The organism is Rhodoluna miladensis (SeqCode), assembly GCF_965234705.1.
GTDB lineage: Bacteria > Actinomycetota > Actinomycetes > Actinomycetales > Microbacteriaceae > Rhodoluna > Rhodoluna miladensis.
On record NZ_OZ248465.1, the window covers coordinates 607,360 to 632,895 of the forward strand.

General features: G+C 50.0%; 28 protein-coding genes. 12 read left to right on the forward strand and 16 right to left on the reverse strand.

Translation table 11 applies throughout. The annotated features are described in order from the left end of the window. Window positions 1–53: 53 nt before the first annotated feature. From hisD to AC8GDC_RS03025, 3 genes are all read left to right on the forward strand, one after another. Window positions 54–1,370: a histidinol dehydrogenase gene (gene hisD / locus AC8GDC_RS03015; protein WP_506558405.1), complete on the forward strand. Its 1,317-nt coding sequence runs from the start codon at window positions 54–56 to the stop codon at window positions 1,368–1,370. A 72-nt stretch (window positions 1,371–1,442) separates the two neighbouring features. Then, window positions 1,443–1,916 (forward strand): transcriptional regulator NrdR, encoded by a 474-nt coding sequence (gene nrdR / locus AC8GDC_RS03020; RefSeq protein WP_506558406.1) that lies wholly within the window; start codon window positions 1,443–1,445, stop codon window positions 1,914–1,916. A 17-nt stretch (window positions 1,917–1,933) separates the two neighbouring features. Next, the gene (locus tag AC8GDC_RS03025; RefSeq protein ID WP_506558460.1) at window positions 1,934–2,947 is read left to right on the forward strand and encodes a quinone-dependent dihydroorotate dehydrogenase; all 1,014 of its coding nucleotides are present in this window, start codon (window positions 1,934–1,936) and stop codon (window positions 2,945–2,947) included. A gap of 19 nt (window positions 2,948–2,966) precedes the next feature. Here AC8GDC_RS03025 and AC8GDC_RS03030 read toward each other — a convergent pair whose 3' ends face one another. Next, entirely contained in the window at window positions 2,967–3,536 is a 570-nt protein-coding gene (locus AC8GDC_RS03030; protein ID WP_506558407.1) for a DUF3043 domain-containing protein, read from the reverse strand. A gap of 43 nt (window positions 3,537–3,579) precedes the next feature. On the opposite strand from AC8GDC_RS03030, the gene AC8GDC_RS03035 reads away from it, so the two are divergent. The 6 genes from AC8GDC_RS03035 (at window position 3,580) to AC8GDC_RS03060 (ending at window position 8,882) form a co-directional block, all read left to right on the forward strand. Next, window positions 3,580–4,989 carry a dipeptidase gene (locus AC8GDC_RS03035; protein WP_506558408.1) on the forward strand — a complete coding sequence of 470 codons (1,410 nt, stop codon included), beginning with the start codon at window positions 3,580–3,582 and terminating at the stop codon, window positions 4,987–4,989. A 51-nt stretch (window positions 4,990–5,040) separates the two neighbouring features. After that, entirely contained in the window at window positions 5,041–5,382 is a 342-nt protein-coding gene (gene erpA / locus AC8GDC_RS03040; protein WP_506558409.1) for an iron-sulfur cluster insertion protein ErpA, read from the forward strand. A gap of 169 nt (window positions 5,383–5,551) precedes the next feature. Beyond that, window positions 5,552–6,355, forward strand: coding sequence for an aa3-type cytochrome oxidase subunit II (ctaC, locus tag AC8GDC_RS03045; RefSeq protein ID WP_506558461.1), 804 nt, complete (start codon window positions 5,552–5,554; stop codon window positions 6,353–6,355). Window positions 6,356–6,360: 5 nt separating this feature from the next. Next, entirely contained in the window at window positions 6,361–8,046 is a 1,686-nt protein-coding gene (gene ctaD / locus AC8GDC_RS03050; protein WP_506558410.1) for an aa3-type cytochrome oxidase subunit I, read from the forward strand. 3 nt (window positions 8,047–8,049) lie between these two features. Further along, window positions 8,050–8,463, forward strand: a complete 414-nt coding sequence (locus AC8GDC_RS03055; RefSeq protein ID WP_506558411.1) for a cytochrome c oxidase subunit 4 — start codon at window positions 8,050–8,052, stop codon at window positions 8,461–8,463. A gap of 32 nt (window positions 8,464–8,495) precedes the next feature. Beyond that, a complete protein-coding gene (locus AC8GDC_RS03060; RefSeq protein WP_506558412.1) occupies window positions 8,496–8,882 on the forward strand; it encodes a RidA family protein in 387 nt (128 codons plus the stop codon). A gap of 55 nt (window positions 8,883–8,937) precedes the next feature. Here AC8GDC_RS03060 and qcrB read toward each other — a convergent pair whose 3' ends face one another. Genes qcrB through ctaE form a run of 4 tightly spaced genes read right to left on the reverse strand, consistent with a single transcriptional unit; the run spans window position 8,938 to window position 13,071 of the window. Continuing rightward, window positions 8,938–10,584, reverse strand: coding sequence for a cytochrome bc1 complex cytochrome b subunit (qcrB, locus tag AC8GDC_RS03065; RefSeq protein ID WP_506558413.1), 1,647 nt, complete (start codon window positions 10,582–10,584; stop codon window positions 8,938–8,940). A gap of 3 nt (window positions 10,585–10,587) precedes the next feature. Further along, the gene (qcrA, locus tag AC8GDC_RS03070) at window positions 10,588–11,631 is read right to left on the reverse strand and encodes a cytochrome bc1 complex Rieske iron-sulfur subunit (protein WP_506558414.1); all 1,044 of its coding nucleotides are present in this window, start codon (window positions 11,629–11,631) and stop codon (window positions 10,588–10,590) included. A gap of 15 nt (window positions 11,632–11,646) precedes the next feature. Next, window positions 11,647–12,435 carry a cytochrome bc1 complex diheme cytochrome c subunit gene (gene qcrC / locus AC8GDC_RS03075; RefSeq protein WP_506558415.1) on the reverse strand — a complete coding sequence of 263 codons (789 nt, stop codon included), beginning with the start codon at window positions 12,433–12,435 and terminating at the stop codon, window positions 11,647–11,649. A gap of 9 nt (window positions 12,436–12,444) precedes the next feature. Then, window positions 12,445–13,071 (reverse strand): aa3-type cytochrome oxidase subunit III, encoded by a 627-nt coding sequence (ctaE, locus tag AC8GDC_RS03080; RefSeq protein WP_506558416.1) that lies wholly within the window; start codon window positions 13,069–13,071, stop codon window positions 12,445–12,447. Window positions 13,072–13,154: 83 nt separating this feature from the next. Here ctaE and trpD point away from each other — a divergent pair, with 83 nt between their 5' ends. Then, complete coding sequence (trpD, locus tag AC8GDC_RS03085) at window positions 13,155–14,219, forward strand: anthranilate phosphoribosyltransferase (protein ID WP_506558417.1); 1,065 nt, start codon at window positions 13,155–13,157, stop codon at window positions 14,217–14,219. Window positions 14,220–14,303: 84 nt separating this feature from the next. Here the strand turns inward: trpD and AC8GDC_RS03090 are convergent, their stop codons facing one another. Both AC8GDC_RS03090 and AC8GDC_RS03095 read right to left on the reverse strand, forming a co-directional pair. After that, window positions 14,304–14,762: an NUDIX domain-containing protein gene (locus tag AC8GDC_RS03090; protein ID WP_506558418.1), complete on the reverse strand. Its 459-nt coding sequence runs from the start codon at window positions 14,760–14,762 to the stop codon at window positions 14,304–14,306. Between the two features lie 5 nt (window positions 14,763–14,767). Next, the gene (locus tag AC8GDC_RS03095; protein WP_506558419.1) at window positions 14,768–15,286 is read right to left on the reverse strand and encodes a YczE/YyaS/YitT family protein; all 519 of its coding nucleotides are present in this window, start codon (window positions 15,284–15,286) and stop codon (window positions 14,768–14,770) included. Window positions 15,287–15,372: 86 nt separating this feature from the next. Here AC8GDC_RS03095 and AC8GDC_RS03100 point away from each other — a divergent pair, with 86 nt between their 5' ends. Continuing rightward, the gene (locus AC8GDC_RS03100; protein ID WP_506558420.1) at window positions 15,373–16,149 is read left to right on the forward strand and encodes a glycerophosphodiester phosphodiesterase family protein; all 777 of its coding nucleotides are present in this window, start codon (window positions 15,373–15,375) and stop codon (window positions 16,147–16,149) included. Window positions 16,150–16,250: 101 nt separating this feature from the next. After that, complete coding sequence (locus tag AC8GDC_RS03105; protein ID WP_506558421.1) at window positions 16,251–16,613, forward strand: RNA polymerase-binding protein RbpA; 363 nt, start codon at window positions 16,251–16,253, stop codon at window positions 16,611–16,613. On the opposite strand, the gene AC8GDC_RS03110 is transcribed toward AC8GDC_RS03105, so the two are convergent. The 9 genes from AC8GDC_RS03110 to AC8GDC_RS03150 are packed head-to-tail and all read right to left on the reverse strand — an operon-like array spanning window position 16,610 to window position 25,494. Further along, window positions 16,610–17,314 (reverse strand): polyprenol monophosphomannose synthase, encoded by a 705-nt coding sequence (locus AC8GDC_RS03110; RefSeq protein WP_506558422.1) that lies wholly within the window; start codon window positions 17,312–17,314, stop codon window positions 16,610–16,612. The genes AC8GDC_RS03105 and AC8GDC_RS03110 overlap by 4 nt on opposite strands. Continuing rightward, window positions 17,311–18,861 carry an apolipoprotein N-acyltransferase gene (gene lnt, locus AC8GDC_RS03115; protein ID WP_506558423.1) on the reverse strand — a complete coding sequence of 517 codons (1,551 nt, stop codon included), beginning with the start codon at window positions 18,859–18,861 and terminating at the stop codon, window positions 17,311–17,313. Before lnt ends, AC8GDC_RS03110 begins: the two co-directional genes overlap by 4 nt. A 9-nt stretch (window positions 18,862–18,870) precedes the next feature. Continuing rightward, complete coding sequence (locus AC8GDC_RS03120; RefSeq protein WP_506558424.1) at window positions 18,871–21,315, reverse strand: DEAD/DEAH box helicase; 2,445 nt, start codon at window positions 21,313–21,315, stop codon at window positions 18,871–18,873. Between the two features lie 8 nt (window positions 21,316–21,323). Further along, entirely contained in the window at window positions 21,324–22,115 is a 792-nt protein-coding gene (gene tatC / locus AC8GDC_RS03125; protein ID WP_506558425.1) for a twin-arginine translocase subunit TatC, read from the reverse strand. Continuing rightward, window positions 22,116–22,307, reverse strand: a complete 192-nt coding sequence (locus AC8GDC_RS03130) for a twin-arginine translocase TatA/TatE family subunit (RefSeq protein WP_506558426.1) — start codon at window positions 22,305–22,307, stop codon at window positions 22,116–22,118. Between the two features lie 18 nt (window positions 22,308–22,325). Further along, complete coding sequence (locus tag AC8GDC_RS03135; protein ID WP_506558427.1) at window positions 22,326–22,607, reverse strand: hypothetical protein; 282 nt, start codon at window positions 22,605–22,607, stop codon at window positions 22,326–22,328. 10 nt (window positions 22,608–22,617) lie between these two features. After that, on the reverse strand, window positions 22,618–23,586 hold the full coding sequence (locus AC8GDC_RS03140; protein ID WP_506558428.1) for a helix-turn-helix transcriptional regulator: 969 nt from the start codon (window positions 23,584–23,586) through the stop codon (window positions 22,618–22,620). Then, window positions 23,579–24,547 (reverse strand): helix-turn-helix transcriptional regulator, encoded by a 969-nt coding sequence (locus tag AC8GDC_RS03145; RefSeq protein ID WP_506558429.1) that lies wholly within the window; start codon window positions 24,545–24,547, stop codon window positions 23,579–23,581. The genes AC8GDC_RS03140 and AC8GDC_RS03145 overlap by 8 nt, the downstream gene beginning before the upstream one ends. Before the next feature lie 5 nt (window positions 24,548–24,552). Further along, on the reverse strand, window positions 24,553–25,494 hold the full coding sequence (locus AC8GDC_RS03150) for an FKBP-type peptidyl-prolyl cis-trans isomerase (RefSeq protein WP_506558430.1): 942 nt from the start codon (window positions 25,492–25,494) through the stop codon (window positions 24,553–24,555). Window positions 25,495–25,536 lie beyond the last annotated feature (42 nt).

Sequence of the window (25,536 nt, forward strand, 5' to 3'; positions counted from 1 at the left end):
ATAACCGACCAAATAGACTTAGGTCACAATCATCGAAAAGAGAGCTCGGGCCAATGCCAATTATTCGCCAGCTGGATCTTCGTGGGCAGCTTTTGACCGAAGCGAAGATCAAATCATTGCTTCCTCGGGCTAAACAAGATGGCCGATCGGCCGAGCAGGTAGCAGTTGAGGTTATTGCAGGCGTAAAAAGTGGGGGAGCAAGCTACCTAAGAAAGCTAACTCAAGACTTGGACGGCTTTGATCCGGAACCCTTGAGGGTTTCCAATAAAGAACTCCAGTCCGCACTTGCAAGCTGTGATGCAGCACTTCGGTCAGCAATTGAAATGGCAATTGAACGTAATCGCTTGGTTTCTCAAGCTGCAATGCCTAAGCCATTCACGATTGAGCTGGCAAACGGTTCTAAGGTTTCTCAACGCTACGTACCGATGGACTCGGTGGGACTTTACGCACCAGGTGGAAAAGCTGTCTATCCATCCAGCGTGATTATGAATGCGATACCCGCTCAAATAGCCAAGGTTCCTCGAATTGTTTTAGCCAGCCCAGGACAAAAGCAGTTTGACGGCCGTCCCCACCCAAGTGTTCTTGCTACTGCAGCAATGCTTGGTTTGGATGAGGTCTATTGCATGGGAGGGCCTGCAGCGATTGCTGCTTTTGCATATGGCCTCGATGATGCCAATTTGCTGCCTGTCCGATTAGTCACCGGCCCTGGCAACGCCTATGTTGCTGCGGCAAAAAGATTGGTTCGCTCGGATGTGGCAATTGATTCCGAGGCGGGCACAACAGAAATTTTGATCATCGCCGATAAGAACGCAAATTCAAAGTTTGTTGCCGCTGATCTGATTTCACAGGCCGAACACGACGAGGCGGCTGCTGCGGTGCTGGTGACCGACTCGGCAGAGTTGATTGAAGGCGTTCTGGTCGAACTACAGAGCCAACTAAGTGTTGCTAAACACTCAGCTCGCATTTCACAAGCGCTTGCCGGACAGCAATCGGCACTTGTGTTGGTTGATGACATTGAAGCTGCCGTAGCAGTTTCCAATCACTACGCAACTGAGCACTTAGAGTTGCTAGTTGCAGGCCCTGCTGCTCTCCTTAGCTCAATCACCAATGCCGGAGCGGTGTTTCTGGGGGAGTATTCACCAGTTAGTGTTGGAGACTATTTGGCCGGGTCGAATCACGTTCTGCCAACCGGCGGTACCGCCAGATACTCTTCAGGGCTCGGTGTTCACACCTTTTTGCGCACACAGCAAGTAATTGATTACGCCGAGGAAGGACTAGCTGAAATCTCAGAATCACTACCGGTTTTTGCGCAAGCCGAGGATCTTCCAGCTCACGGAAGTGCTGTTTCAAAGCGCTTCGAAGAAAAGTAATTATTTGGAACCGGAAAACAAGTGCAATTTCAATAGCAGCGCTCTAAAATTGGATTAAGGGAAGGATTCAGAATGCATTGTCCGTTTTGTCGCTATGCCGATTCACGTGTGACTGATTCCCGAACCAGCGAAGATGGGTCCGCTATCAGAAGGCGCCGTCAATGCCCAGAGTGCGGCAAGAGATTTACAACCTCTGAAACTGCATCCCTCACGGTAATCAAACGAAGTGGGGTTACTGAGCCTTTCAGTCGCGAAAAGATTGTCAGCGGTGTAGGTAAGGCCTGCCAAGGAAGACCCGTATCCGACGCCGATCTTGCCGTTTTGGCTCAGCAGGTAGAGGAAATCATCAGATCATCAGGTGCTGCTCAAGTAGAGGCGCACGAGATCGGACTTGCCATCTTGGAACCGCTTCGAGCTCTTGATGAAGTTGCCTTTATGAGGTTTGCGAGTGTTTACCAGGGCTGGGAATCATTGGAAGATTTTGAGGCTGCTATCAGCGTGCTTCGTGCCAGTAGTGATATTCAATCCGAGGGCAGCAAAGGCTAGCGTGATCTAGCACATTGATCTATCGGGCTTTTTTCAACCTAATCTTTTCCCGCTTTGATCCGGAGACCGCTCATGACCTTGGTGTGGTGCTAATTAAATTTCTTGGAGCCACAGGACTTGCAGATTTAGCTCGTTTAGGCACCAAGCCAGGTGCTGTCAAGGTCATGGGCCTTGAATTCAAAGGCCCATTCGGGATGGCAGCCGGATTCGATAAGAACGCTGAAATGGTGAAGGAACTTGGACAGTTGGGTTTTTCTCATGTTGAGATTGGAACAGTCACGCGGCACGCACAGGATGGAAACCCTAAGCCAAGACTCTTCAGACTCAAGAAAGACCTAAGCCTTATCAATCGAATGGGTTTTAACAATGACGGTGCCGATGCGGTTGCGAGACGACTAGAGAAACTTCGATCAAGCGGTACAACACTTCCGATAATTGGAGTGAACATAGGCAAGAGCAAGATTACCGAGTTGGAAGATGCGGTTTCTGATTATCAGTACAGCGCCGAGAAGCTTGCCCCGTTTGCTGACTACATTGCGGTCAACGTTTCTTCTCCAAACACTCCAGGGCTTAGATCACTTCAGGCAATTGATCAACTTGAACCGATTTTGAATGCCGTAATTGCTAAAGCTGCTGGCAAGCCAGTGTTGGTGAAGATAGCTCCTGATTTGGCAGATGAAGATGTTGTGGCTGTTGCGGCATTAGCCACCAAGCTCAGGCTTGCCGGAGTTATAGCAACTAATTCAACTGTTTCTCGAGTTGGCTTGAGAACCGATAGCCAAAGAGTTTCGGACATGGGCGCTGGAGGTTTGTCTGGCCCAGTTCTGAAGGATAGATCCATCGAAGTGCTCAAACTACTTCGCGCCAATTTGCCGAATGAAATTGCAATAGTTTCGGTCGGAGGAGTCTTCACCCCAACCGATGTTTTGCAGAGATTAGAGCTTGGAGCAGCACTGGTTCAGGGCTACACCGGTTTCGTTTACGAGGGACCGCTTTGGGCAAGAAAGATTAATCGCGGCTTACTCAGGTAAGCAGTCTTTAAGCATTCTGTTAGAAAGTTTTGTTTCCGCGCTTTACCTGTGGCTTTGGAAGTCTCATGCCGCGCATTTGGATAGAGCGCATCGCTGCGTACCAGCGCAATCCCTTTTCGGCCTTATCTCCATACTTAGCTTCGGCCATCTTCTGGGTTTTCTTGCCAAGAATGAATCCGTCGAGACCGACGGCTACAAATAGCCCCCACATTGCAATCAGAGTTCCAAGTTGGATGTACAGGTCAGTCACCGCGTCGTCGGTGCTAATTGAAGAGATGATTATCACCAAAAATAGCGCCGGCAGAACTAGTTCACCTGCGGTGAATCTAGAGTCAACGATGTCACGTGCGAGTTTTCTTTGAGGTCCACGATCTCGGCTGGTTAGGTAGCGCTCTTCGCCATTCGCTAAACCCTCTCGAGCCTTGAGGCGTTCAGCCTGGAGTGCTCGCTTTGCCAACCTCTTGGCCTCAGGGGAGCGGTTGCCAACCACTGGCTTTTTGCGCAGCTGTTCTTGCTGCTTGCGAGCTGGAGTTGGCTTACCCTTGCCGTCCTTTTTAGGCTGCTGTGACTGAGGTGTCTGCTCTGGCATTAGGGTCCTTCGATTTTGATTGGTTTCGCTTAAGATTACCCTCATGACCTTGATCCCACCGACCACCTCTGCCGCGCAGCTGGAGAAGGCAAGCGCAGCCGTCAAGCTTCTGTTTCCTGAAGCACTTGAAATCCTCAAAGATTTAGTGCGGATTCCTGGAATCGCCTGGGAAGCTTTTGATGCCAGCCAGCTGGACAAAAGCGCAGAGGCGGTCAAGTCATTGTTTGAAGAACTAGGCGTTTTTGACAAAGTCGAGATTCTGCGTGCTGGCTACGGAAACTCGCAACTGGGTGCCCCCGCAATTGTGGCAACCCGGAAAGCAAAAAACTCACGGCCCACTATTTTGCTCTACGCGCATCATGATGTTCAACCACCTGGGGATGATGTTCTTTGGGTTTCCACTCCGTTTGAACCCGAGATTCGAAACGGCAGAATGTATGGCCGAGGCGCCGCCGATGACAAGGGGGGAATTATCGCCCACTATGCCTCGGTGAAACTACTTGCCGAAATTGCAGGAGCCGACTTCGATCTTGGATTAGCTATTTTCATCGAAGGTGAAGAAGAGGCGGGATCGCCCTCTTTTGCTAGTTTCTTGGAAACCCATAAAGACCAGCTCGAAGGGGACGTCATTGTTGTAGCGGACTCTGGCAACTGGAGCACCTCAGTTCCGGCAATCACCACAACCCTGCGGGGATTAGCTTCCCTTGAGTTCGAAGTTCGGACTTTGGATCACGCCGTGCATAGCGGTATGTATGGAGGGGCTGTTCCGGACGCAATGCTGGCGTTGGTTAGGATTTTAGGTTCCATGTGGGATGAAAACGGGTCGGTCACCATTTCAGGTCTTTTTTCGGCCGAAAAGAGCAATTTAGACTACTCCGAGGCCCAATTTAGGTCCGATTCGGGGCTTTTGCCCTCCACTTTGCCCATCGGCACTGGTCCAATTCTGCCTCGAATCTGGACCAAGCCCGCCTTGACCCTGATTGGGCTGGATTACCCAACTGTGGCCCTTTCCTCCAACACCCTAGTCCCGAGCCTCAAGGCCAAGCTGAGCCTTAGAATCGCCCCTGGAGATGACCCAGAACGGGCTCTGGAGGCCCTGAAGGGCCACATCTTGGCCCATAACACTTTGGGCGCGGAGATCACTTTTGGGGCCGTAGAGCTTGGCAAACCCTTCAGTTTGGGGCAGTCCGGTTGGGCTAAGACACTAGCCGAGCAGTCCCTTTCTCTGGCTTTTGGAGAGAAATCGGTGGATATCGGCATCGGAGGGTCAATTCCATTTATTGCCGATTTGGAGAGGGTTTTTCCTTCAGCTCAGGTGCTGGTCACGGGAGTCGAAGACCCTGATTCCAGGGCTCATTCGCCCAACGAGAGTCTTCATTTGGAGGGATTCCAGTCGGCCATTTTGGCTCAGCTGCTATTTCTTCTAGGCGGGAATCAGATCACCCTTAGCTAGGTTCAGCCTTGTTAGAGTAGTAGCAACATCGAGTTTTCTAGGAGAGTAAGCATGGAGCAGACACTCAGCCACAAAGTAAGCCTCACAGACACCGCGAAGGACAAAGTTCGCACGTTGCTGGCTGCTGAAGGCCGCGATGACCTCAGACTTCGTGTTTCAGTGCAGCCAGGCGGATGCTCTGGTTTGATCTATCAATTGTTCTTCGATGAAGTTTTGGAAGAGTCCGACGCTGTTGCCAATTTTGATGGTGTTCAGGTTGTCGTAGACAAGATGAGCGTTCCATATCTTGAGGGTGCATCGATTGATTTTGAGGACACCATTCAAAAGCAGGGTTTCACGATTGACAACCCAAATGCAGCTGGCTCATGCGCTTGCGGAGACTCCTTCAACTAACTGATTTAGTTCCTAGGACTGCTCGAAAACCCCGAATTTATAGGCGTTTTGGCACGGCCGTACGATTTTCCTCGCTTAGACTAAGACTCATAGGATTTCGATAGCCGAAGGGTCATTTTCTCCAGTGAGTAAACGTTTCAAGTGGGCCATTGTTCCGATAGCGACCACCATGGTTTTGCTGGTTTCTGGCTGTTCCGACCAGTTTGCTAGGGGCTTTTTGCCTGGAGTTTGGGGAGTCACCAACCACACCGATCGAATCACCGGATTATGGAACACCGCCTGGATCGTTTTGTGGCTAGTTGGAATCATTGCTTGGGCCTTGATGGGCTGGGCAATTCTGGTCTACAGGCGTCGCAAGGGAGAAACTGGAATTCCTGCACAGCTTCGATACAACAACCCGATTGAAGTTCTTTTCACCGTGGTGCCACTGATATTGGTAATCGGCTTTTTTGCCTTCACAGCCCGAGACATGGCAGCTATTGAGCAGCCAACCGAGAATCCAGAAGTTACGATTCAAGTTATTGCTAAGCAGTGGAGTTGGGACTTTAACTACGTTGACGCCAACGTTTTCGAATCCGGAATTCAGGCTCAGTTTGATGGGCAAGAGGGTGTCCCGGAAACCCTTCCTACTCTTTACCTTCCAGTAGACAAGACCGTCAAAATTGACTTGTCAGCGCGAGATGTCATTCACTCCTTCTGGGTAATTGACTTCCTGTACAAGAAAGATATGTTCCCTGGCAAGACCAACACCATGTACTTCACGCCGCAAGTCGAGGGAACTTACTCTGGTAAGTGTGCGGAACTTTGTGGTGAGTATCACTCGATGATGCTTTTCCAAGTAAAGGTTGTTTCTCAAGCCGAGTACGACAGCTATCTAGCAACTCTGGTTGCCAAGGGGCAGACCGGTCAGCTGGATACAACTTACGATCGAAACCAGAACCTCCCCGGTGACAACATAGAGATCAGAGGATAGTCAAGATGGCCACCTTAACTGAAACCCGCCCATCAAGCGGAGGCAGCTTCCCTTCAAAGAAGAAGCAGTCCAAGGGTCAGATCCTCGTTGACTGGTTAACAACAACCGATCACAAAAAAATCGGCTACCTGTACCTGATTACATCTTTCGCTTACTTCCTCATCGGGGGAGTAATGGCTTTGGTTATTCGCGCTCAACTGGCAGCTCCTGGACTAGATATTGTTCAGACCAAAGAGCAGTACAACCAGCTATTTACCATGCACGGAACCATCATGCTTTTGATGTTTGCGACCCCGCTTTTTGCAGGATTCGCAAATGTTTTGATGCCAGTTCAAATTGGCGCACCTGATGTTGCATTCCCAAGACTGAACGCAATCGCTTACTGGTTCTACTTCTTCGGTTCCTTCGTGGCCGTTTCAGGATTCTTTACTCCTCAGGGTGCTGCTTCGTTTGGGTGGTTTGCATACGCGCCCTTATCAAATACGACGTTCTCGCCAGGTATAGGTGGCGACTTATGGGTATTTGGTCTTGCCCTCGGTGGATTTGGAACCATTCTCGGTGGAGTGAACTTCATCACAACCATCTTGACCATGCGCGCTCCGGGAATGACCATGTTCCGCATGCCAATCTTCACCTGGAACACACTGGTGACTTCAATCCTGGTGATCATGGCTTTCCCACCTCTTGCCGCGGCACTGTTCGCACTAGGAGCTGACCGACGACTAGATGCTCACATCTTTGATCCAGCCAACGGTGGAGCGATGCTCTGGCAGCATCTGTTCTGGTTCTTCGGCCACCCCGAGGTTTACATTCTTGCTCTGCCTTTTTTTGGAATTGTTTCCGAGATCTTCCCGGTGTTTAGCCGAAAGCCAATTTTTGGATACAAGACACTGGTGTTTGCAACAATCGCCATCGCTGCACTTTCGATGACCGTTTGGGCTCACCACATGTACGTCACAGGCTCGGTGCTGTTGCCATTCTTCGCTTTCACGACGATGCTCATTGCGGTTCCAACCGGTGTGAAAATATTCAACTGGATTGGAACCATGTGGCGCGGGTCAATTACTTTTGAAAACCCAATGCTTTGGAGCCTTGGCTTTTTGACCACCTTCATCTTCGGTGGTCTAACCGGAGTTATCTTGGCTTCACCTGCTCTTGACTACCACTTGTCGGATAGCTACTTCGTGGTTGCGCACTTCCATTACGTAGTGTTTGGAACCGTGGTGTTCGCGATGTTCGCCGGATTCTATTTCTGGTGGCCAAAGATGACCGGAAAGATGCTGAATGAGCGTCTTGGTTACATTCAGTTCTGGCTAACCTTCTTTGGTTTCCACATCACATTCTTGATCCAGCACTGGCTTGGAGTAATCGGCATGCCACGTCGCTACGCAACTTACCTTCCCGAAGATGGCTTTACCTGGATGAACGCGGTCTCGAGCTTCGGCTCCATATTGCTTGCGCTTTCCGTGATTCCATTTTTATGGAACGTCTACATCACGTACCGAAGTGCTCCGGTTGTGACCCTTGATGATCCGTGGGGTTATGGAAGATCTCTTGAGTGGGCAACAGCTACTCCGTTCCCTCGCCACAACTTCACATCGATCCCTAGGATTCGCTCTGAATCCCCGGCGTTCGATCTCCACCACCCCGATTACGCATCACCCGAAGCTAAAGCTGCAGCGAAGAAGTAGCCCATGAAAACTAACTATCTCCTCTGGCTGTTCTTGACTGGTTTTTACGCTCTTGTGACTGCGGGCTACGCGCTTTGGTGGTTTCTTACCTACGGAGGTTGGGAGCCAATCGGAACAGCAGCTCTAGCGATGCTGACATTCATGAGTGCTTTTCTAGGTTTCTATCTTTGGAAGACTTCAAATTCGCAAGGTTTGGTGCCAGAGGATAGAGCAGATGCCAACATTGAAGACGGAGAGTCCGAGCTTGGATTCTTCTCGCCTTGGAGCTGGTGGCCACTTTATCTCGGTATCGCCTGCGCACTGGTTTTTTCATCCCTTGCAATCGGATGGTGGCTAACTTACTTCGCAGTACCACTTGCCGTCATCGGTGTCGTTGGCTATGTTTTCGAGCACAGCAGAGGCCATCACGCTCACTAGTTTTTTCTTGATCCTTTCGTTAGGGGAGTGAATTGGCAGCAGATAAGAAGATTTCCTCAGGAGGACCCTGGGAAGCATCAATCGGGTACTCAAGAGCGGTAGTTGCTGGCCCATACATCCACGTCTCAGGCTCCACAGCCACCATTGACGGCGTTCTGCAGCACGAAGGTGATGCCTACGGTCAAACCAAAGTGGCATTTCAGGTTATTGAAAAAGCACTAGCTGAAGGCGGTCACTCACTCAACGATGTCGTGCGAACCCGTCTCTACCTTGCCAACCAAGAGGACATGGACGCGGTTGGTAAGGCTCATGGTGAATTGTTCTCGGAAATTAGACCAGCAGCAGCGATGCTTGCCGGCATAAAGTTTATAAACCCAGGCATGCTGGTCGAAATTGAAGTTGATTCTTATAAGCCTTAGCAGGCTAAGAAAAAATCCCCCAAACTAAATGCCTGGGGGATTTCTTTTTGAATTCTTACTTCGTTAGTTGATCCTGAGATGCTGGTGCAGAAACTGCAGGGGAGTGGTCGTGAGACTGAGCTTCGTTGAGCTCTGTCTGGGTCACAGGTGCAATACGGTCTTCGAAGTACACTCTCGATAGTGCCGCACGGAGCCTGGTTCCAACTGTGATTTTTCCGTACTTGTTTGGACGAACCACGGTTGGGCGGTAGTCCTTGAAGTCAACTAGTTTGTACATTTCGAACTTATCCAGTGGCTCGTGAACCTCGATGTATTCACCGTGTGGCAAACGGACGATTCTTCCAGTCTCGCGACCGTGCAGAACAATCTCGCGGTCCTTGCGCTGAAGAGCCAGACAGGTTCGCTTGGTGATGATGTAAGCCGCGAAAGGTCCAGCAATCAACATGATTTGCATCACTGTCAGAACGTGATTTAGCGACATCTGGAAGAACACCGCAATCAAGTCAGTTGATGCAGCAGCCCATAGAACACCGTAGAAAGTCACTCCAGCTGCACCGATTGCTGTGCGAACAGGAGCGTTTCTTGGACGGTCAAGCACGTGGTGCTCTCGCTTGTCTCCGGTGACCCAAGCTTCAACGAATGGGTAGATAGCTACTAGGCCTAGGAATACCAAGCTTCCAACCAGTGGAATTAGAACACCGAATGGATAGGTGTATCCAAGAATCGAAACATCAAGGTTGCTAGGAGCCAATCGAAGTGCACCATCTAGCCAACCGATGTACCAGTCCGGCTGGGTTCCTGCAGAAACAGGGGAGGGGTCGTATGGTCCGTAGTTCCAAATTGGGTTGATGGTAAAGGTTGCCGAAATTGCCATCACGACACCGAAGACAATGAAGAAGAATCCACCGGCTTTTGCGACGTAAACAGGCATCAACGGGTAGCCAACGACGTTCTCGTCGGTGCGTCCAGGCCCAGAGTAGTGGGTGTGCTTGTGGATGATCACCATAAACAAGTGAATGGCGATAAAGATAAGAATTAGTGCTGGGACCAAAAGAATGTGCAGTCCATAAAGACGAGCAACGATTTCAGTTCCAGGGAACTCTCCGCCGAACAAGAATGAGGAGGTAGTTGTTCCGATAACCGGAATTCCCTTGATCATTCCATCGATAATTCGAAGACCGTTTCCTGAAAGCAAGTCGTCAGGAAGTGAGTAACCGGTGAATCCCGCAGCCATTCCAAGAATGAATAGCATGAAACCAACTAACCAGTTGATCTCACGAGGCTTGCGGAATGCCCCAGTGAAGAACACGCGAAGCATGTGTAAACCGGCGGCCGCAACAAACAAAAGCGCTGACCAGTGATGAGCCTGACGCATTAGCATTCCACCGCGGATCTCAAATGAAATGTCCAGGCTTGAGGCGTAAGCAATCGACATCTGAGCGCCCTTTAGCGGGACGTACGCACCGTCGTAGATAACTTCAGTCATCGCTGGCTGGTAGAAGAACGTAAGGAATGTTCCGGAGATCAGCAAGATTACGAAGCTGTATAGCGCGACCTCACCGAGCATGAAGGACCAGTGGTCGGGGAAGACTTTGCGACCGAAGTTTTTTAGGATTCCTCCAACACCGACTCGTTCGTCAAGGTAGTTAGCGGTTGCGGCTAATGCTCCGCCCTGCTTCTTAGTTTCAACTGTTGTGGTCATCTTCTAACGCTCCCAGAAACTTGGTCCGACTGGCTCTAAGAAATCGCTTTGTGCGATCAGGTAACCTTCCGCGTCCACCGATATCGGCAGCTGCGGTAGGGGACGAGCTGCAGGGCCAAATACAACCTTGCAGTGCTCGGTTACGTCAAATGTTGACTGGTGGCATGGGCACAGCAGGTGATGTGTTTGCTGCTCATACAATGCCACCGGGCATCCAACGTGTGTACAAATCTTTGAGTAGGCGACGATTCCGTCGTAAGACCAACTGGTCTTTTCTGGAGCTTCTTTTAAATCCTCTTGTGGTAGGCGAACAAGCAAAACAGCTGCTTTGGCTTTTTCTTCAAGTTTATGATGGTGCATTTCTGCAAGACCTTCTGGGATCACATGGAAAACTGATCCAAGGGTGACATCAGATGCCTTGATAGGAATTCCAGTTGGGTCCTTGGTGAGCCTGGTTCCGGCTTTCCACATGGTCTGGCGCAGGGTGTTACCAACTGGGGGACCGAGGTCTCCAAAGACGATCAGAGCTGGAAGCGGGAACAAAGCTAGCGCTCCGTAAAGAGTTCTGCGAATTAGTTTTCTTCTGCTGAAACCAGATTCAGAATCGGCAAGCTTTACGATTTCAACTGCTGCAGCGCGAACATCTTCGCTACCGCGGGTTTGGTGTCTGGCCTCGGTTACTTCGAAATCTGGCATAAGAGTTTTAGCCCAGTGAACGGCACCAATACCGATTCCAAATAGCGAAAGGGTCATACCCAGACCTAAAAATAGGTTGTTGGCGCGAACGGTTGATAGGTCTTCGGTAATTGGGAAGGCGACGTAGGCCCATAGTGCGAAGAACGATCCCAATACTGAAATCAAGAACATTGCTGCTACTTGGACTTCGGCGTTTCTAGCCTTGGCAGGGGACTTGTCGGTCATGCGGACGCGGTGAGGCTCAAGACCTGGGTCTTTGATCTTGTCTGGCGGAATAACAGCCAAACCGGATTCGAAGTCGTGCTCGAAGCCTTCGGCTTCTAAGCCCTTCTCTAAGTCCTTACCTGCCAATTAGCGTCTTCCTTCCTAGTTCGACTTGGCGCCAAGCCATACAGTGATGGCAACAATCAGGCCCAACCCAAAAATCCAAATGAATAATCCCTCGGCTACCGGTCCTAGGCTTCCAAGTTCGAAGCCACCGGCAGAGGGATTTTCCTCAAGGTATGCGAGGTAAGTGATGATGTCATTTTTGTCCTGAGGTGTGATGTTGGCATCGTTAAACACTGGCATGTTCTGTGGGCCAATAAGCATCGCTTCATAAACGTGCTTGGCTTCAACCCCATCAAGATTCGGAGCGTACTTACCCTCGGTCAAAGCACCGGCTGCACCAACGGCGTTGTGGCACATCGCGCAGTTGATTCTAAATAGCTCTCCACCATGGGTGGCATCTCCAGTTGCTTCGAGGTACTTTTGGTCTGGTATAGCTGGACCAGGAGCCAAGGATGCGATGTAGGCACCCATCAAAGTGATCTGCTCGTCAGTGAACTGAACTGTTTTCTTTGGAAGTTGTGGGCCGGAACCTTGACCTGGCATGCGGCCAGTCCCAACCTGGAAATCAACTGAAGCAGCTCCAACACCAATCAAGCTTGGGCCTGCGGCAGATCCTTCGGAATTTAGTCCGTGACAACTTGCACAGTTAGCAAGGAAAAGCTTTCTACCTTCGGAAATCTGCTCGGCGGTGTACTCAGTTGCAGCAGTAGTTGCCACCACACTAGTTGCAACTGCGTATCCGCCACCCGAGAACAAAAGTCCAGCGGCAATAACCAGTGTTGCTGCCAGCGGCTTTCTTCGAGAGCGGTTAAAGCGATTTCCCATGACTTCTTTCTATTTCAGAACGTAGATGATCAAGAACAAGCCGATCCAAACCACATCGACGAAGTGCCAGTAGTAGGACACCACAATGGCACCAGTGGCCTCAGCGTGACCAAATTTCTTAGCGGCGAAGGTCCTACCGATAATCAACAAGAAGGCGATAAGTCCGCCGGTCACGTGGAGAGCGTGGAAACCTGTTGTGATGTAGAAGGCGCTTCCGTAGGAGTTGCTGCTGATGCTGATGCCCTCAGACACCAAAGTTGCGTATTCCAGAACCTGACCCGCTACGAAGATTGCCCCAAGTACGTAGCTAATGAAGAACCACTCAACTAGACCCCACTTGGCAGGGGATTTACCGGTGGCACGAGGCTGCATCCGCTCAGCGGCGAACACGCCGAACTGAGCTGTGAAGGACGAGGCAACCAAAATCAAGGTGTTGATAAGAGCAAATCCGACATCCAAAATCTGAGTATCGTTGGCCCAGATCTCTGGGGCATTGGCGCGAAGGCTGAAATACATGGCAAAAAGACCAGCAAAGAACATGACCTCGCTGGCTAGCCAGACAATAGTTCCCACTGAGGTCGCGCTTGGCCTGTTGATTACAACAGAGGTGTTTTGGGCCAAGGGAGTTGATGTCATGGGTTAATCCTAACCCGAGAATCCGCGTCAGTTGGGCAATTTGGGCTTAGTTCGCGGAAGTTTCGAACACTAAGCTGAGACACATGAATCCGCAACCAAGCTGGCCGAGCATTTTGGCAAAGCTAATCGCAAAAGCTGACCTGGAGCGCTCGGAAGCGAATTGGGCGATGTCGCAAATCATGGCCGGCGATTCAAGTGAAGCGGAAATAGCTGCATTTATGTTGGCACTTCGTTCCAAAGGCGAAACTGTTTCTGAACTTGCAGGTCTTGTTGATGTAATGCTCAAACAGGCAGTTTTGTTGGACACCGGAAACGATGCGTTGGATATCGTTGGAACCGGTGGCGATTTAGTTGGCACCGTGAATGTTTCGAGCATGGCTTCGATCCTTGCTTCCGCCGCAGGAATACCAGTGATGAAGCACGGTTCTCGTTCAGCATCGGGAAAGACCGGATCATCGGAAATGCTCGAGGTGCTGGGAATCAAATTGGATCTTTCTCCTCAACGGGTAGCTGAGGTGTTCAAAGAAACCGGAATAACGTTCTTTTTCGCTCCTGTGTTCCACCCAGCCATGAGGCATGTAGCACCCATTCGAAAACAGCTTGGTGTCCCAACCACCTTCAACTTCTTGGGACCCCTGGCAAACCCAGCCCAGCCAATAGCGACCTCGCTTGGGGTTGCAAACGCTGATATTGCCCCACTTATGGCCCAAGAATTGGCCGAAAGAGGCCGTTTTGGGCTGGTTTTAAGAGGAAATGATGGTCTGGATGAGCTAACCACCACCACAACCAGCACGCTGTGGTTTGTGAGCCCTGAAGGGGTCCAAAAACAGCAATTAGACCCAACAGACTTTGGTATCAAAACAGCCTCGAAGGACTCCCTCATCGGCGGAGACGCCCAGCACAATGCTCAGGTAGCAAGAGATCTATTCGCTGGTAAGACTGAAAGTAACCTCGGTGCGGTGCGCGATATCGTCATTTTGAACGCCGCAGGGGGAGTAGTGGCCTACAGGGCCGCAAAGAACCCCCAGCTATCAGGTTCTAGCCTCAAGTCACAGTTTGATTCAGCTATAGCTACCGTCACTGAAGCTTTGGACTCAGGCAAAGCCGCCGCAAAAATCGAGCAATGGGTCTCAGCGACCCAACAGTAAAACTACAAACTTCGCGGGGAGTGGCCCTAGGGGCCAGATTTTCATTACTTGTCATAATGTACATTATCGGCACAAGGGATTCAGCTAACCCAGTTCCACCAGAAGGTCGGTAAGCCCTGGCGGCCCCACAGTCTCTCCAGATGCTTTTAGGTCCTCCGGAAACCACCAGCGCACATCCAAAATGTCTCGATGTTCTTCAGCTGTCCACATCGAACGATCAACGACGAATTCTTGAGAAATTCGAAATTTGAAAAAATGGGCAATTCCGGTCTCGTAGTCTCCAGATTTCCAAGGCTGGTTGAAACCAATTTCCGACACTTTCGGCCCCAAAGCCTCCGGTGGGACGATCAATCCGGTTTCTTCCATGAGCTCGCGGCTAGCTGCCGCCTGAAGGTCCTCAGAGGGCTCAATACCGCCTCCTGGGCTCATCCAGCGCGGTTCTAGGGCACTTTCTGGGCTCCAAAGCGAGTACAGCAGCAAAAACCTTCCAGAATCGGCCTGTAGCAGGACTCTGGCTGTTTCTCGGTGTCTGATCAGTGCCAAAAGCTTTAGCCTATAGGGATTTTGAAGAACTTCATGGACAGCTGGACCAGATATCCGATACTCAAGGCAAAAATCAGGGTTCCTTCCCTAACCTGCCCGCCCATTAGAGCTCCCAGGGTCAATACTGTGCCTTCGTAGCCTGTTCTGATCATCCAGAAGGGCTTATCCAGGGCGTTAGCTGTCCCCTGCATTAGTCCATCTCTTGGGCCTGATCCGAGGGCTGAGCTGATATACAAACCGGTAGCGATAGCGACGATAACCACGCCAACTAGGAAGATCAGCAGTCTTTGCCAGTAGATCGAGGTATCAGGAAGAATCAACAGCCAAAAGTCTGCGAATAGCCCAATCAAGATCGCGTTGGCGATAGTTCCAATGCCAGGTTTGACCTTGAGCGGTATCCAAGCCAAAAGCACAAGTGCGCTCACGACCACCGTGGAAACACCAAAGCTCAGGCCCGTTTGTATTGAAATCCCCTGTGCAAATACATCCCAGGGGGCAATTCCGAGGCTCGCATGAACCGTCATTGCGACTCCTAGACCGTAAACAAACAATCCGAAGATAAGGATTAGAAGGCGAAAGCTCAGGCTACGGTTGGATTCAGGACGCACCTATGAAGACTACTGGTTATCTAGACACTCACCCTGGCACCAGACCGCGTATTTTTGCCCACCGTGGACTCACTTTCCAGGGCGACAAATCGGTAGCAGATGAGAACACTCTTCAATCCTTCGAGCTTGCCCTTGCGGCAGGTGCAGATTATCTGGAATCAGATGTTCAAGTCACGAGAGATAAAGTTCCCGTTCTGTTTCACGATGGCGACCTAACCAGGCTGGTGGGAAAAAAGACAAAGGTTTCCGATTTGAGCTTGGCCCAAATCAAGCAAATTGAATTACCTCACTTGGGAAAAATCCCAACTCTTGAACAAGCCTTGGTTGCATTCCCAGAGGCCAAGTTCAATCTGGATCTAAAAACCCCACAGGCTGAGACGGTTGGAATTCAAACAATCTTGAAACTAAATGCTGAAAATCGCGTTCTGGTCTCAAGCTTTAGCGAGGCATCAAGAAAACGTGCGCTCGCAATATCCCCTACTCCCCTGGCAACCTCAGCAGGAAGCTCTAAGGTTTTACTCAGCTATCTACTAGCTAGAGCTGGAATGGAAAAATCGCTAGCCAAGCAATTGGTTGGTATCGATGCGCTTCAGATTCCAATCAGGCTCTATGGCATCGATTTCACTCATCCCAAATTTCTGGAACAAATATTGCCCCTAGGTGTTGAGGTTCACTTCTGGACAATAAATGACCCTCAAACCATGTTGGATCTTTTCGCCCTTGGAGCCCACGGCATTGTCACAGACCGAGCCGATCTGGCGGTCAAAACCTTTAGCTGAGAAATTTCTGTTAACTACTCAACTAAAGGATGATTTTTAACCAACTCTTGGTTGCCCTAAGCGTTGACTAATTCGTCAGCCAAATGCAACCAGGAGAAATCATGGCCCAACAGACAATGCGCGGCATCAGATTGGGAGCGCATTCGCTTGAATCAGAGATCGGGGTTACCTACTCCCCCAGAAACAAGCACAGCTATCAATGTAAAAACTCCCACATCAGCGAACTGGTGTTCGCTCAAGACGCCGAGCTTCCAAAGACTTGGCAGTGCAAAACCTGTCCGGAGCAGGCAACTTTGCTAAACGAGGGAAAACTAATCAAACTAGACCTCGATGAACTCAAGACCCCAAGATCGCATTGGGAAATGCTGCTCGAAAGACGCTCAAAGGATGAACTCGAAGAGATTCTCAAAGAGAGAATTTCCTACATCAGAGCAAGGCGTAAGGCCGGAAAAGCAGATGTCTAGCTAAATACTCTTCTGATCCCCCAAAAGGTGACCTTGGTCAGTGCTTCAAGCACAATGGCCAGGGTCATTTTTGATTTCCCATTGACCCGCTCCACAAAAGTGATTGGCACTTCAACAACCGAACCCGTTCTCGAAGCCCGGTAGGCAAGCTCAACTTGGAATGAGTAGCCGTGCGAAGAAACTGGCTCAGATACCAATTGCTGCAAAAACTTGACAGGGTAAACGCGAAAGCCCGATGTCATGTCCAAAATCTCGGTTCCAAGCATTGCTTTGGCATAGCGATTGCCAATTCTAGAAATCAGTTTTCTAAACCAAGGCCAGTTCTCGACTTCTCCCCCGCGAACCCAACGAGATCCGATTACCAAATCTGCCGAAATAGATGCTTCAACAAGGGATGCTAAATCCGAAGCCCGGTGAGATCCATCAGCGTCCATTTCGACAACAAAATCAAAACCTTCACTAAAGGCCCACTGAAACCCCTCGAGGTAGGCAAGTCCTAAACCTTGCTTTTGACTTCTGGTTAGAAGGTGGACTCTCGGTTGGTCTGCAAAAGACTCCTTGACAATGGCTGCAGTGCCATCGGGTGATGTGTCATCGACTACCAACACATTTAGTTCGGGTTTTACTGCAAGAACTAGGCTCACGGTTTCAGCAATCGTCTGTGCCTCGTTGTAGGTAGGAATGACAACGAGATATTTCACACGCTTGATTTCTTTGTCCGGCGTCGAGCCCAAGACCCAATTGCTGATGCAAAAAGACCCAACCCTAAGAAGTTGACAATCAAATCAAAACCTGGCCCAATAGCCATGGCCGGAGTGATTGAAGTTCGAAGCGGCAGAGTCTGAACCATTACTCCGGGCTCGAAAATAGGCAGCTGATCAACTATTGATCCATCGGCAAGAAAAATCTTGGAAACTCCTACGGTGGAGATATTCACTAACGTTCTACCCGTTTCGATGGCGCGGAGCCTGGCTAGAGCTGCCTGCTGGAATGTTTCATCACTTCGACCGAAGTCGGCGTTGTTGGTTTGAGAAAGGATGATTTCGGCACCGTCACTAACCAGCTCTCGGCCGATGTCGTCAATAGCGACTTCAAAGCAGATCAGCACACCCAAATTCTTGCCTTCAAATTCGAAGATGCCATCGCGTGTCCCGAAGGCGTATCCGCGAGAAACCATTCCGATTAGATCTGGTGCCAGTAAGTACCAGAAGTCCCTATCTGGTACGTACTCAGCAAAAGGCACCGGTCGCTTCTTGTCGTACTGGTCGATTTGACCTTGCCCGGGTGCGAAGTAAAGCGAACTGTTGAAGATCTCTTCGCCGGACTCGGTGATTGCCCCAAAGATCAAGGGCACCTGGTACTTCTCAACAATTGCGTCAATTTGTAGTTTGGCAAGATCATTTGATTGTGGGTTGAGATCAGATGCGTTTTCTGGCCAAACAATGAAATCAACTGACTCCCTGAGCGGGTCATTATCGATAAGGGCCGTGGCCTCAAGATGATTGCGAAGGAAAGTTCCACGCTCGGCATTCGCAAACAACCCAGCGTTGGCATTGCCTTGCACGGCCGCAACGGTGAGATCGCCTGATTCAGATCCAGCCGGCACCACAAACAATCCCGCCAAAACTAAGACCGCCGCTGTTGAAATCAAAGGTAGAACATGCAAGCGCAAGTTTTTCCAACCCGATTCGATGGCTTGCAGTAATGCAACTGTCATGAAAACCGATACAAAAGTAAGCCCGGAAATGCCTACGAAATATACAAGGGAGGAAAGAAAACTATCGGAGAGCGCTTGGGCAACTCTGGACCAAGGAAATCCTCCATAGGGCAAATTGATTGAAACCCACTCACGTGCAGTCCACACTGTGGCTATTGCAAGTGCAATCAGCGCTGATGAGTATCCGCGCGAAGGTGACTTGCTAAGCCAAGCCCACACCACGGCAATAACGCCTGCACCTACTGCAAAGATGAGTGCTTCCATAACTGAAAGCGCAATCCAAGGCACCGGCCCTAGATAGAGACTGATCCACTCAATCTGGCTCATGTAGAAAGCAACACCCGAAGCAAAACCAATCAGAGATGCTGTGAAGAACTTCAGTCCACGCAGAGATACAAGGATTAGCGCAACTGAAACAAAAATAAGCGGCCATATGTTCTCGCGGGGCATTGCCAGAGAAGACAGCAGCCCTCCAGTGATTCCAACCGGAAGGCGCCAAAGTAAAATTCCATTGCCGCTTTGTTTGCTCATGTATCTAGCCTATGCATAGTACGAATAGGCAACGATGCCTCGCTTGACCAGATCTACTGCGTCTCTGGCTTTAGCGGAAATCGGACCCTCACTTGCTTTGGCAAGCTGCTCGAGTAGATCGATAATCTGCTTGCACCACCTAATGAAATCTCCTGGTAGTAAATCAGCTGATTCCAAAACCAGATCTAGCTTTGCTCCTGTTGCCCAGCGATGAATTGGATAGCTTAGGTCCATCTCCAATTTGGACGAACGCGGAAGTTTGTGCTTTTTCGCAAGATTCTCGAGATCATCCCAAAGCAACTGGGTATTGGTAAAACTCTGCTGAAAGTTTCCCTTTACTGCACGAGGCTCAAAGTTTTCGTCGTCTCGCCTTGGTTCGTAAACCAGTGCCGCGGCCATAGCAGCCAATGAAGGAGCATCAAGGTTGTCCCAGATCTTTAGGCGAAGTGCTTCTGCTACTAGCAAGTCACGCTCACCATAGATTCGAGCAAGCATCTTTCCAGACTCGGTGACCTGCAAGTCTTGATCTGAATCGTCAAGATAGTCAAGCTCAATTAGTAGCTCGCAGATTTTGTCAAAGGTGGATGCAACAAGATTTGTTCGTCCTTCAATCTGGTCAAGAATCGCCTGAGTCTCACGATGCAATTGCCACCAGCGCTCAGCCCATCTGGAGTGAGCTTCACGATGCGAACACAAGTGACAAGGATGAGTTTTCATTCTTACCTTTAGCTCCGCTAGCTTTCGCTCTTGTGCGCTGCGGCCTTTGGTTTGCCTGATGTCCTTGCCACGCTCTTGCCTGGTTCGGCCAGAAGCCAAACTCTTTTCAATATCGCTTAGCTCTCGTCTAATGCTTGAGTACCCGAAGAAATCCCCCAAATGGCATTCCATTGATTTGGCGTAGCCATCAAGTGATATTTGCTTTTCTCGAATTCCCTTTGCCAGACCAACTACGGACCTATCAGCTTGGAATTGAGCAAAGGAAGTTTCCAGCACTTCTCGGGCACGCTTTCGTCCAAAAGCTTCAATCAGGTTCACTGCCATGTTGGCTGTTGGCTTGAAAGGGCTGATCAGCGGATAGCTTCGTTTGCTAGCAAGACCAGCAACGCTTGCAGGATCAAGATTTCCCGACCACTGAATCACTGAATGCCCGAGGGTGTCGATGCCTCGTCTGCCGGCTCGCCCTGTCAGTTGTGTGTACTCCCCTGGGGTTATCTGGACCCGAGACTCGCCGTTGAACTTATCCAATCGCTCAAGTACAACTGTGCGGGCTGGCATGTTGATTCCAAGGGCCAAGGTTTCAGTTGCGAAGACAACCCTCACTAGTTTTCTTAGAAAGAGTTCTTCAACTACTTCCTTGAAAGCCGGCAACATTCCGGCGTGATGCGCTGCCACTCCCCTTTCTAGACCACTGAGCCATTCGAAGTATCCGAGTGTCGCAAGATCCTCATCAGCGATCGAGGCAGTCTTTTCTTCAACAAGATAGCGAATCTCAGCCTGTTCCTCGCGAGTGGTTAGGCGAACTCCATACTGGTGGCATGCCCTGACTGCGGCATCGCAGCCAACCCGAGAGAAAATGAAAAAGATTGCAGGCAGCAAGTCATTGTCTTCCAATATCTCAACAACCTCAGGCTTGCTAATCTTCGGGATTCTAGAAAAGCGGCCGTCCAGCTCGCCTTTAGGCTTTTTGCCTTTGGTGTACTTTCCAATTGGAATTCTTAGCTTCGATGAGTGCTTTTGAACCAGCTCTGCGTTCACTCGTTGATTCTTAGACCCCGCAGCAAATAATTCCATAAGCTCATCACCAAACAGTACGTGCTGATCAAGTGGAACTGGCCTGTGCTCGGATACAACAATTTCGGTATCGCCGCGCACTTCTTCAAGCCAGGCACCAAACTCCTCAGCGTTTGAAACTGTTGCGCTTAGAGATACGAGTTTCACGTCCTTGGGAAGATGCAGAATCACTTCCTCCCAGACCGCTCCACGGAATCTGTCGGCTAGATAGTGAACCTCGTCCATAACCACAAATCCCAGTTCGATAAGAGAGTCTGAATTCGCGTAGATCATGTTCCGCAAAACTTCAGTGGTCATAACAACAATCTGGGCATCGGAGTTTGTGTTGGTATCGCCGGTTAGCAGTCCTACCCGCTCTGGTCCGTAGCGTGCTACGAGCTCTGCAAATTTTTGATTGCTCAAAGCCTTGATGGGAGTTGTGTAAAAGACCTTCTGGTTCTTTTCAATGGCCAGATGAATAGCAAACTCGCCAACTATGGTTTTTCCAGCACCGGTAGGGGCCGCAACCAGCACACCTTTACCTTTCGCAAGCGCATGGCAGGCTTGCTCCTGAAACGGGTCAAGTGCGAAATCAAGCAGTTCTAGAAAAGAGTTGTAGCTGGGCGCGGTCTGTTTTACCTTCGCCCTTGCGTAGCGCTCCGCAGCGCTTAGATCCTCGTTCACCACAAGAACTAAATCGCGTCTTGTGGGTTGGCTAATTCAAGTGCTGAAAGCTTTTTCGCAACACGCTTATCGTGCAAGAAAGCAACCCCTGCTGCAAGGAAGTAGAGAATCAACAGCGGGACCATGAGTAAAAACATGGCCATTGGTTCTGCTACCGGTGTTGCGATTGCTCCAACCACAGCCGAGATAAACACTGCCATCCTCCAAGACTTGATGATGTTCTCGGCTGTGATGACTCCTGCGAAATTCAACATCACTAAGGCAACTGGGAGGACAAAGGCCAGACCGAAAACGAGCAGGATTCTAATTGTGAAGAGAATGTATTCACTAGCGTTGATTACGTTAGCTGCGCCGTCTGGGGTGAATCCAACAAGCACGACCACAAATGTTGGCAGTGAGGACCAAGCCAGAGCAGTTCCTCCGATAAACAATGGCACGGATGCGATCACGAATCCGATTGTGTAGCGCTTCTCTCGCTTCTTTAGTCCTGGAGTAATGAACGCCCAGAGGTTGTAAAGCCAAACCGGGGCACTCATCAAGATTCCAAGGAAAATCGAAACCTGCAAGCGCACATCAAAAGCAGACACGACGGTTGGAAAGTTGATGGTGACGTTGCTACCAGGCTTTGAAGCGAGCTCAACTATTGGTCGTTGCAGTTCATTGAACACGAAATCGAACATGAACCATCCGGCGACAGATCCGCCGATGATGAACAAAGCAGACCAAAAGAGTCGATTACGTAGCTCTTTGAGATGCCCCGAAAGGCTCATTTTGGCGTCGGGGTTTTTGTTCCTGGCCACTTACTTGTCGTTGGGGGTTTCACCCTCAGCAGGCTTGTCGGCCGGCTTAGCTTCGTCAGTAGTCTTGATTTCCTTACGGAAGATTCGCATCGACTGCGCAAGCGACTTAGCTAGACCTGGAAGCTTTGGCCCACCCCAGATCAGCAAAACTATTGCCAGAATAATGATCCATTCCCAGCCCTGTAAACGCATTAGCTTCCCTATCTCTTGCTAAAAATCTCTATCCCTAAGCCTACGCTCTCGCGCACGCTTGCGGGCCCTTGCCTCGCGAAGGAACTGTTGACGCTTGGCTATATGCACCGCTGGGTCTTCCCCTAAGGCCGAGATAGCTTTGGTTATCTCTGGCACTTTAGCGTTTGCCTCGGCTAGTTTCTCAAGCTGCAAGGCCAGAGTCTTTGCCGGCTTGCCAAGTCGAATCAATTTAGTGAATAAAAACACCGCTGAAAACACCAAAAAGACTAGGGCGAGTGCCCCTGTGAATATCCACTCCATGGGTTTAAACCTACTCCGCCACAGCTTCTAGTATTCGCTGCCCAAGAGCCCGTTGGGCGAATTCCCTAACTGCTAATCGAGCTTCAGCTGGAGCTAGCACTCGAACTTTACCGCTGTACCTCGCAACTATTCTTCCTAAGGTCTCGAGTTGTCCGATAGGGATCTTCACCTGGACACTCTTGTTTCCGGATATCTCAAACTCGGGCTTGTAATCCGAAATTAGCGCAAAGGCCTCAGGGTCAACTTCGAACAGAACTTCGGTGTCTGATTTGCGGACCGAGTAAATCAGATCGCTGTCAGCGACGGGAAGTTCGCGTTCTTCAAATGGCGCAAGAAGTACTATCTCTCGCATTCGATCAAGTCGGAATACTCGGGACTCCTGATTGCTGCGACAAAATCCCTTTAGGAACCAATTTGTTTCTCGAGATTCCAACAGTTGCGGTTCGATCTCTCGGATTGTGATTTCACCAGCTGAATTTATGTAAGAGCACTTCAATGCTCTCGATTCGGCTACTGCTTGTCTGACAAGAGCCAAGTCACTGTCTCCATGATTGGGTTGAACCACAAATGGCAGCTCCTTAGTACTTAATGCACCTCGCCCAAGAATGTCCAGCAATTCTTTGATTTGCACTTGATCTTTAGTGTCAACCAGATTCATCAGGTATGAAAGACCACTGGCAATAGCGGCTGCTTGCCTAGTAGAAAGTCTTGGTACGGCCTCGAGCGTTGGCGCAAAACTCAGATCAACAATGCCCTCTTCCAAAAGGTCGTAGTCAAGAAAGAAAAGTTCATCTGGTCGATACATTCCCACTCCAGAAAGAGAAATGGTTACCACAGCTGAGCGGATTTCTTTCTCTGTGACCTGAAAATGATTAGCGAGGTCAGCTAGTTTCTGTTGCCTGTTGTTAATTAGATAGCCCGTAAGAGCCAACATGAAGTTATAGCGATCTGCGCCACTCAGACTTGAACTTCTAGGCATGAACGTCACTAACTTTTTGCAAATTTGCCCTGATTAGATCTGCAAGTTGTTTCGGTTCAACTACCTCTATCTCATCAGCGAACTCCATGATTTCTTCAGCGAATAGGTAAAGGTCCATAAAGTTGACTTCAAACTCTGTCTGGCCCGCAGCCAAATCGAAGTGAAACCATGCGGCGCTGGCGGCCGAGGTTCTTAGCTTCGCTGTCTGAGAAAGTTTGTGAAGCTCTAGGTCAGCAAGCGTCTTTGCAACCTCACCAGTTTCGGGAGCTTCAAAGGTCACGTCCTGGATATCAATTTCAGAAACTATGCGCTTTAGTAGAAAGTTTCTTGGCTCATCCCGATCAAGGTCGAAACCAATTAGTAGCCATTGACCCCCAATGTTCTGCAGCGACCAAGGTTCAATATTGCGAACCGAAAATTCACTTTCGCCAGGCTTGAGATAGTCAAAAGAAACTCTTGAGCAAGATTCAATTGCTGTCGATAGCGGTAGGAAACAAGGTTCGTGAGTTCGGATTCTTGGCGCAATGCCGATTAGCGAGCTTCCGTCCGCCTTTTCTCCCATTGCTCGGATGCGATGAATCGCTCTATTTGCATCGGCTGAAAGTGATGCTTTAGCCCAAACCTGCGCAGCCAGATTCAAAAGCGCTACCTGCTTTGCAGTGAGGGTTAGGCCCTTTGGCCATACGAAATCCTCATTAGCAATTAGGTAGCGAAACTCCTGATTGTCCCCCATAGCTTCCTGCGGGATAAATGACCTCCACGAGATTCCGGCGCTGGTTAGAAGAGTTTTGTCCCGTTCAAACATGCGGTTGATTGCGCTTAGATCTCCACCGGGTTCATAAGTTTCTTTATAGCCCTGAACGGTGGCGAAAATCTCCGATTTGGACAGACCGTTTCCTGCAACTAACAGAGCGCAGGTCAGATTGAATAAACGTTCCGATAGATCAATCTTCTCAGGCATGTTAGCTAGTTGTTTGTTCCCAGAATGTCGATAACGAAAACAAGTGTTGCTCCTGGAGGAATTGACCCAGCTCCAGCATCACCGTAGCCAAGGGCTGGCGGAATCACAGCAATAACTTGAGAGCCAACTGGTTGCCCAATCACCGCAGACAAGAACCCTTCAATCAAAGCTCCGTCTTGCATCTGGAACTGTACGGCTTGTCCGGAATCCCAACTCGAGTCAAACTTTTCTGAACCATCCCATAGAAAACCGCTGTAGTGAAGCGTCACGAGCTGACCCTCTTCAACCAGATCACCTGAACCGCGAATCAGCTGTGCGACTCGAAGCTCAGTTGGAGCGGGAGTTTTAGGAATCGTGACCCCAGGTACTCCATCTGGAGTAGTCACGACAGTTGGAAGTCCAGCTTCTGGAGCAACGCTATCGCCGGTTGCTTTTTCAAGAAAGACACGCTTTAGATCAATCACGAAGATAAATGAGTCAGCCGCACCCACACCCAGAGCAGGGACACCCTCTCCGCTGTGAGCTTGGTCTGGAGGAATAATCGCAACGATGCGAGAACCTTCTTTTGCTCCAGCTAGTGCTTCGCAGAAGTTTGGAACTTCGCCTGGGCCAAAAGCTCCAGTCTGGGTCTGAGTGCCATCAAAGGTGGTCTGCTGGATTAGTTGCCCGTTGCCGCCGTTGTATCCTGCAAATTCAAACTCGACAAGGTTGCGCCCAGTAAATACCGGACCCTCTCCAGCAATTACCACGCGGGACTGAATTGATTCGGCGCTCAGCGGTGACGGGAAGCTCACAACTGGTTGCTCCTCAATCGATCCGGTGACTGAAACTGATTCCACTTGCGCGCCAGTTTCAAACCCGGCACAGGCATAGTTCTCAGCCGCGGCGCAACTGGTAAGTGAGGCAGTCAGGACAATGCTCGAAAGGAAAAGAATCGATTTGTTCAAAGGAGGCAACTTTCTGAATGAGTTATTCAAAGTTTACTGGCC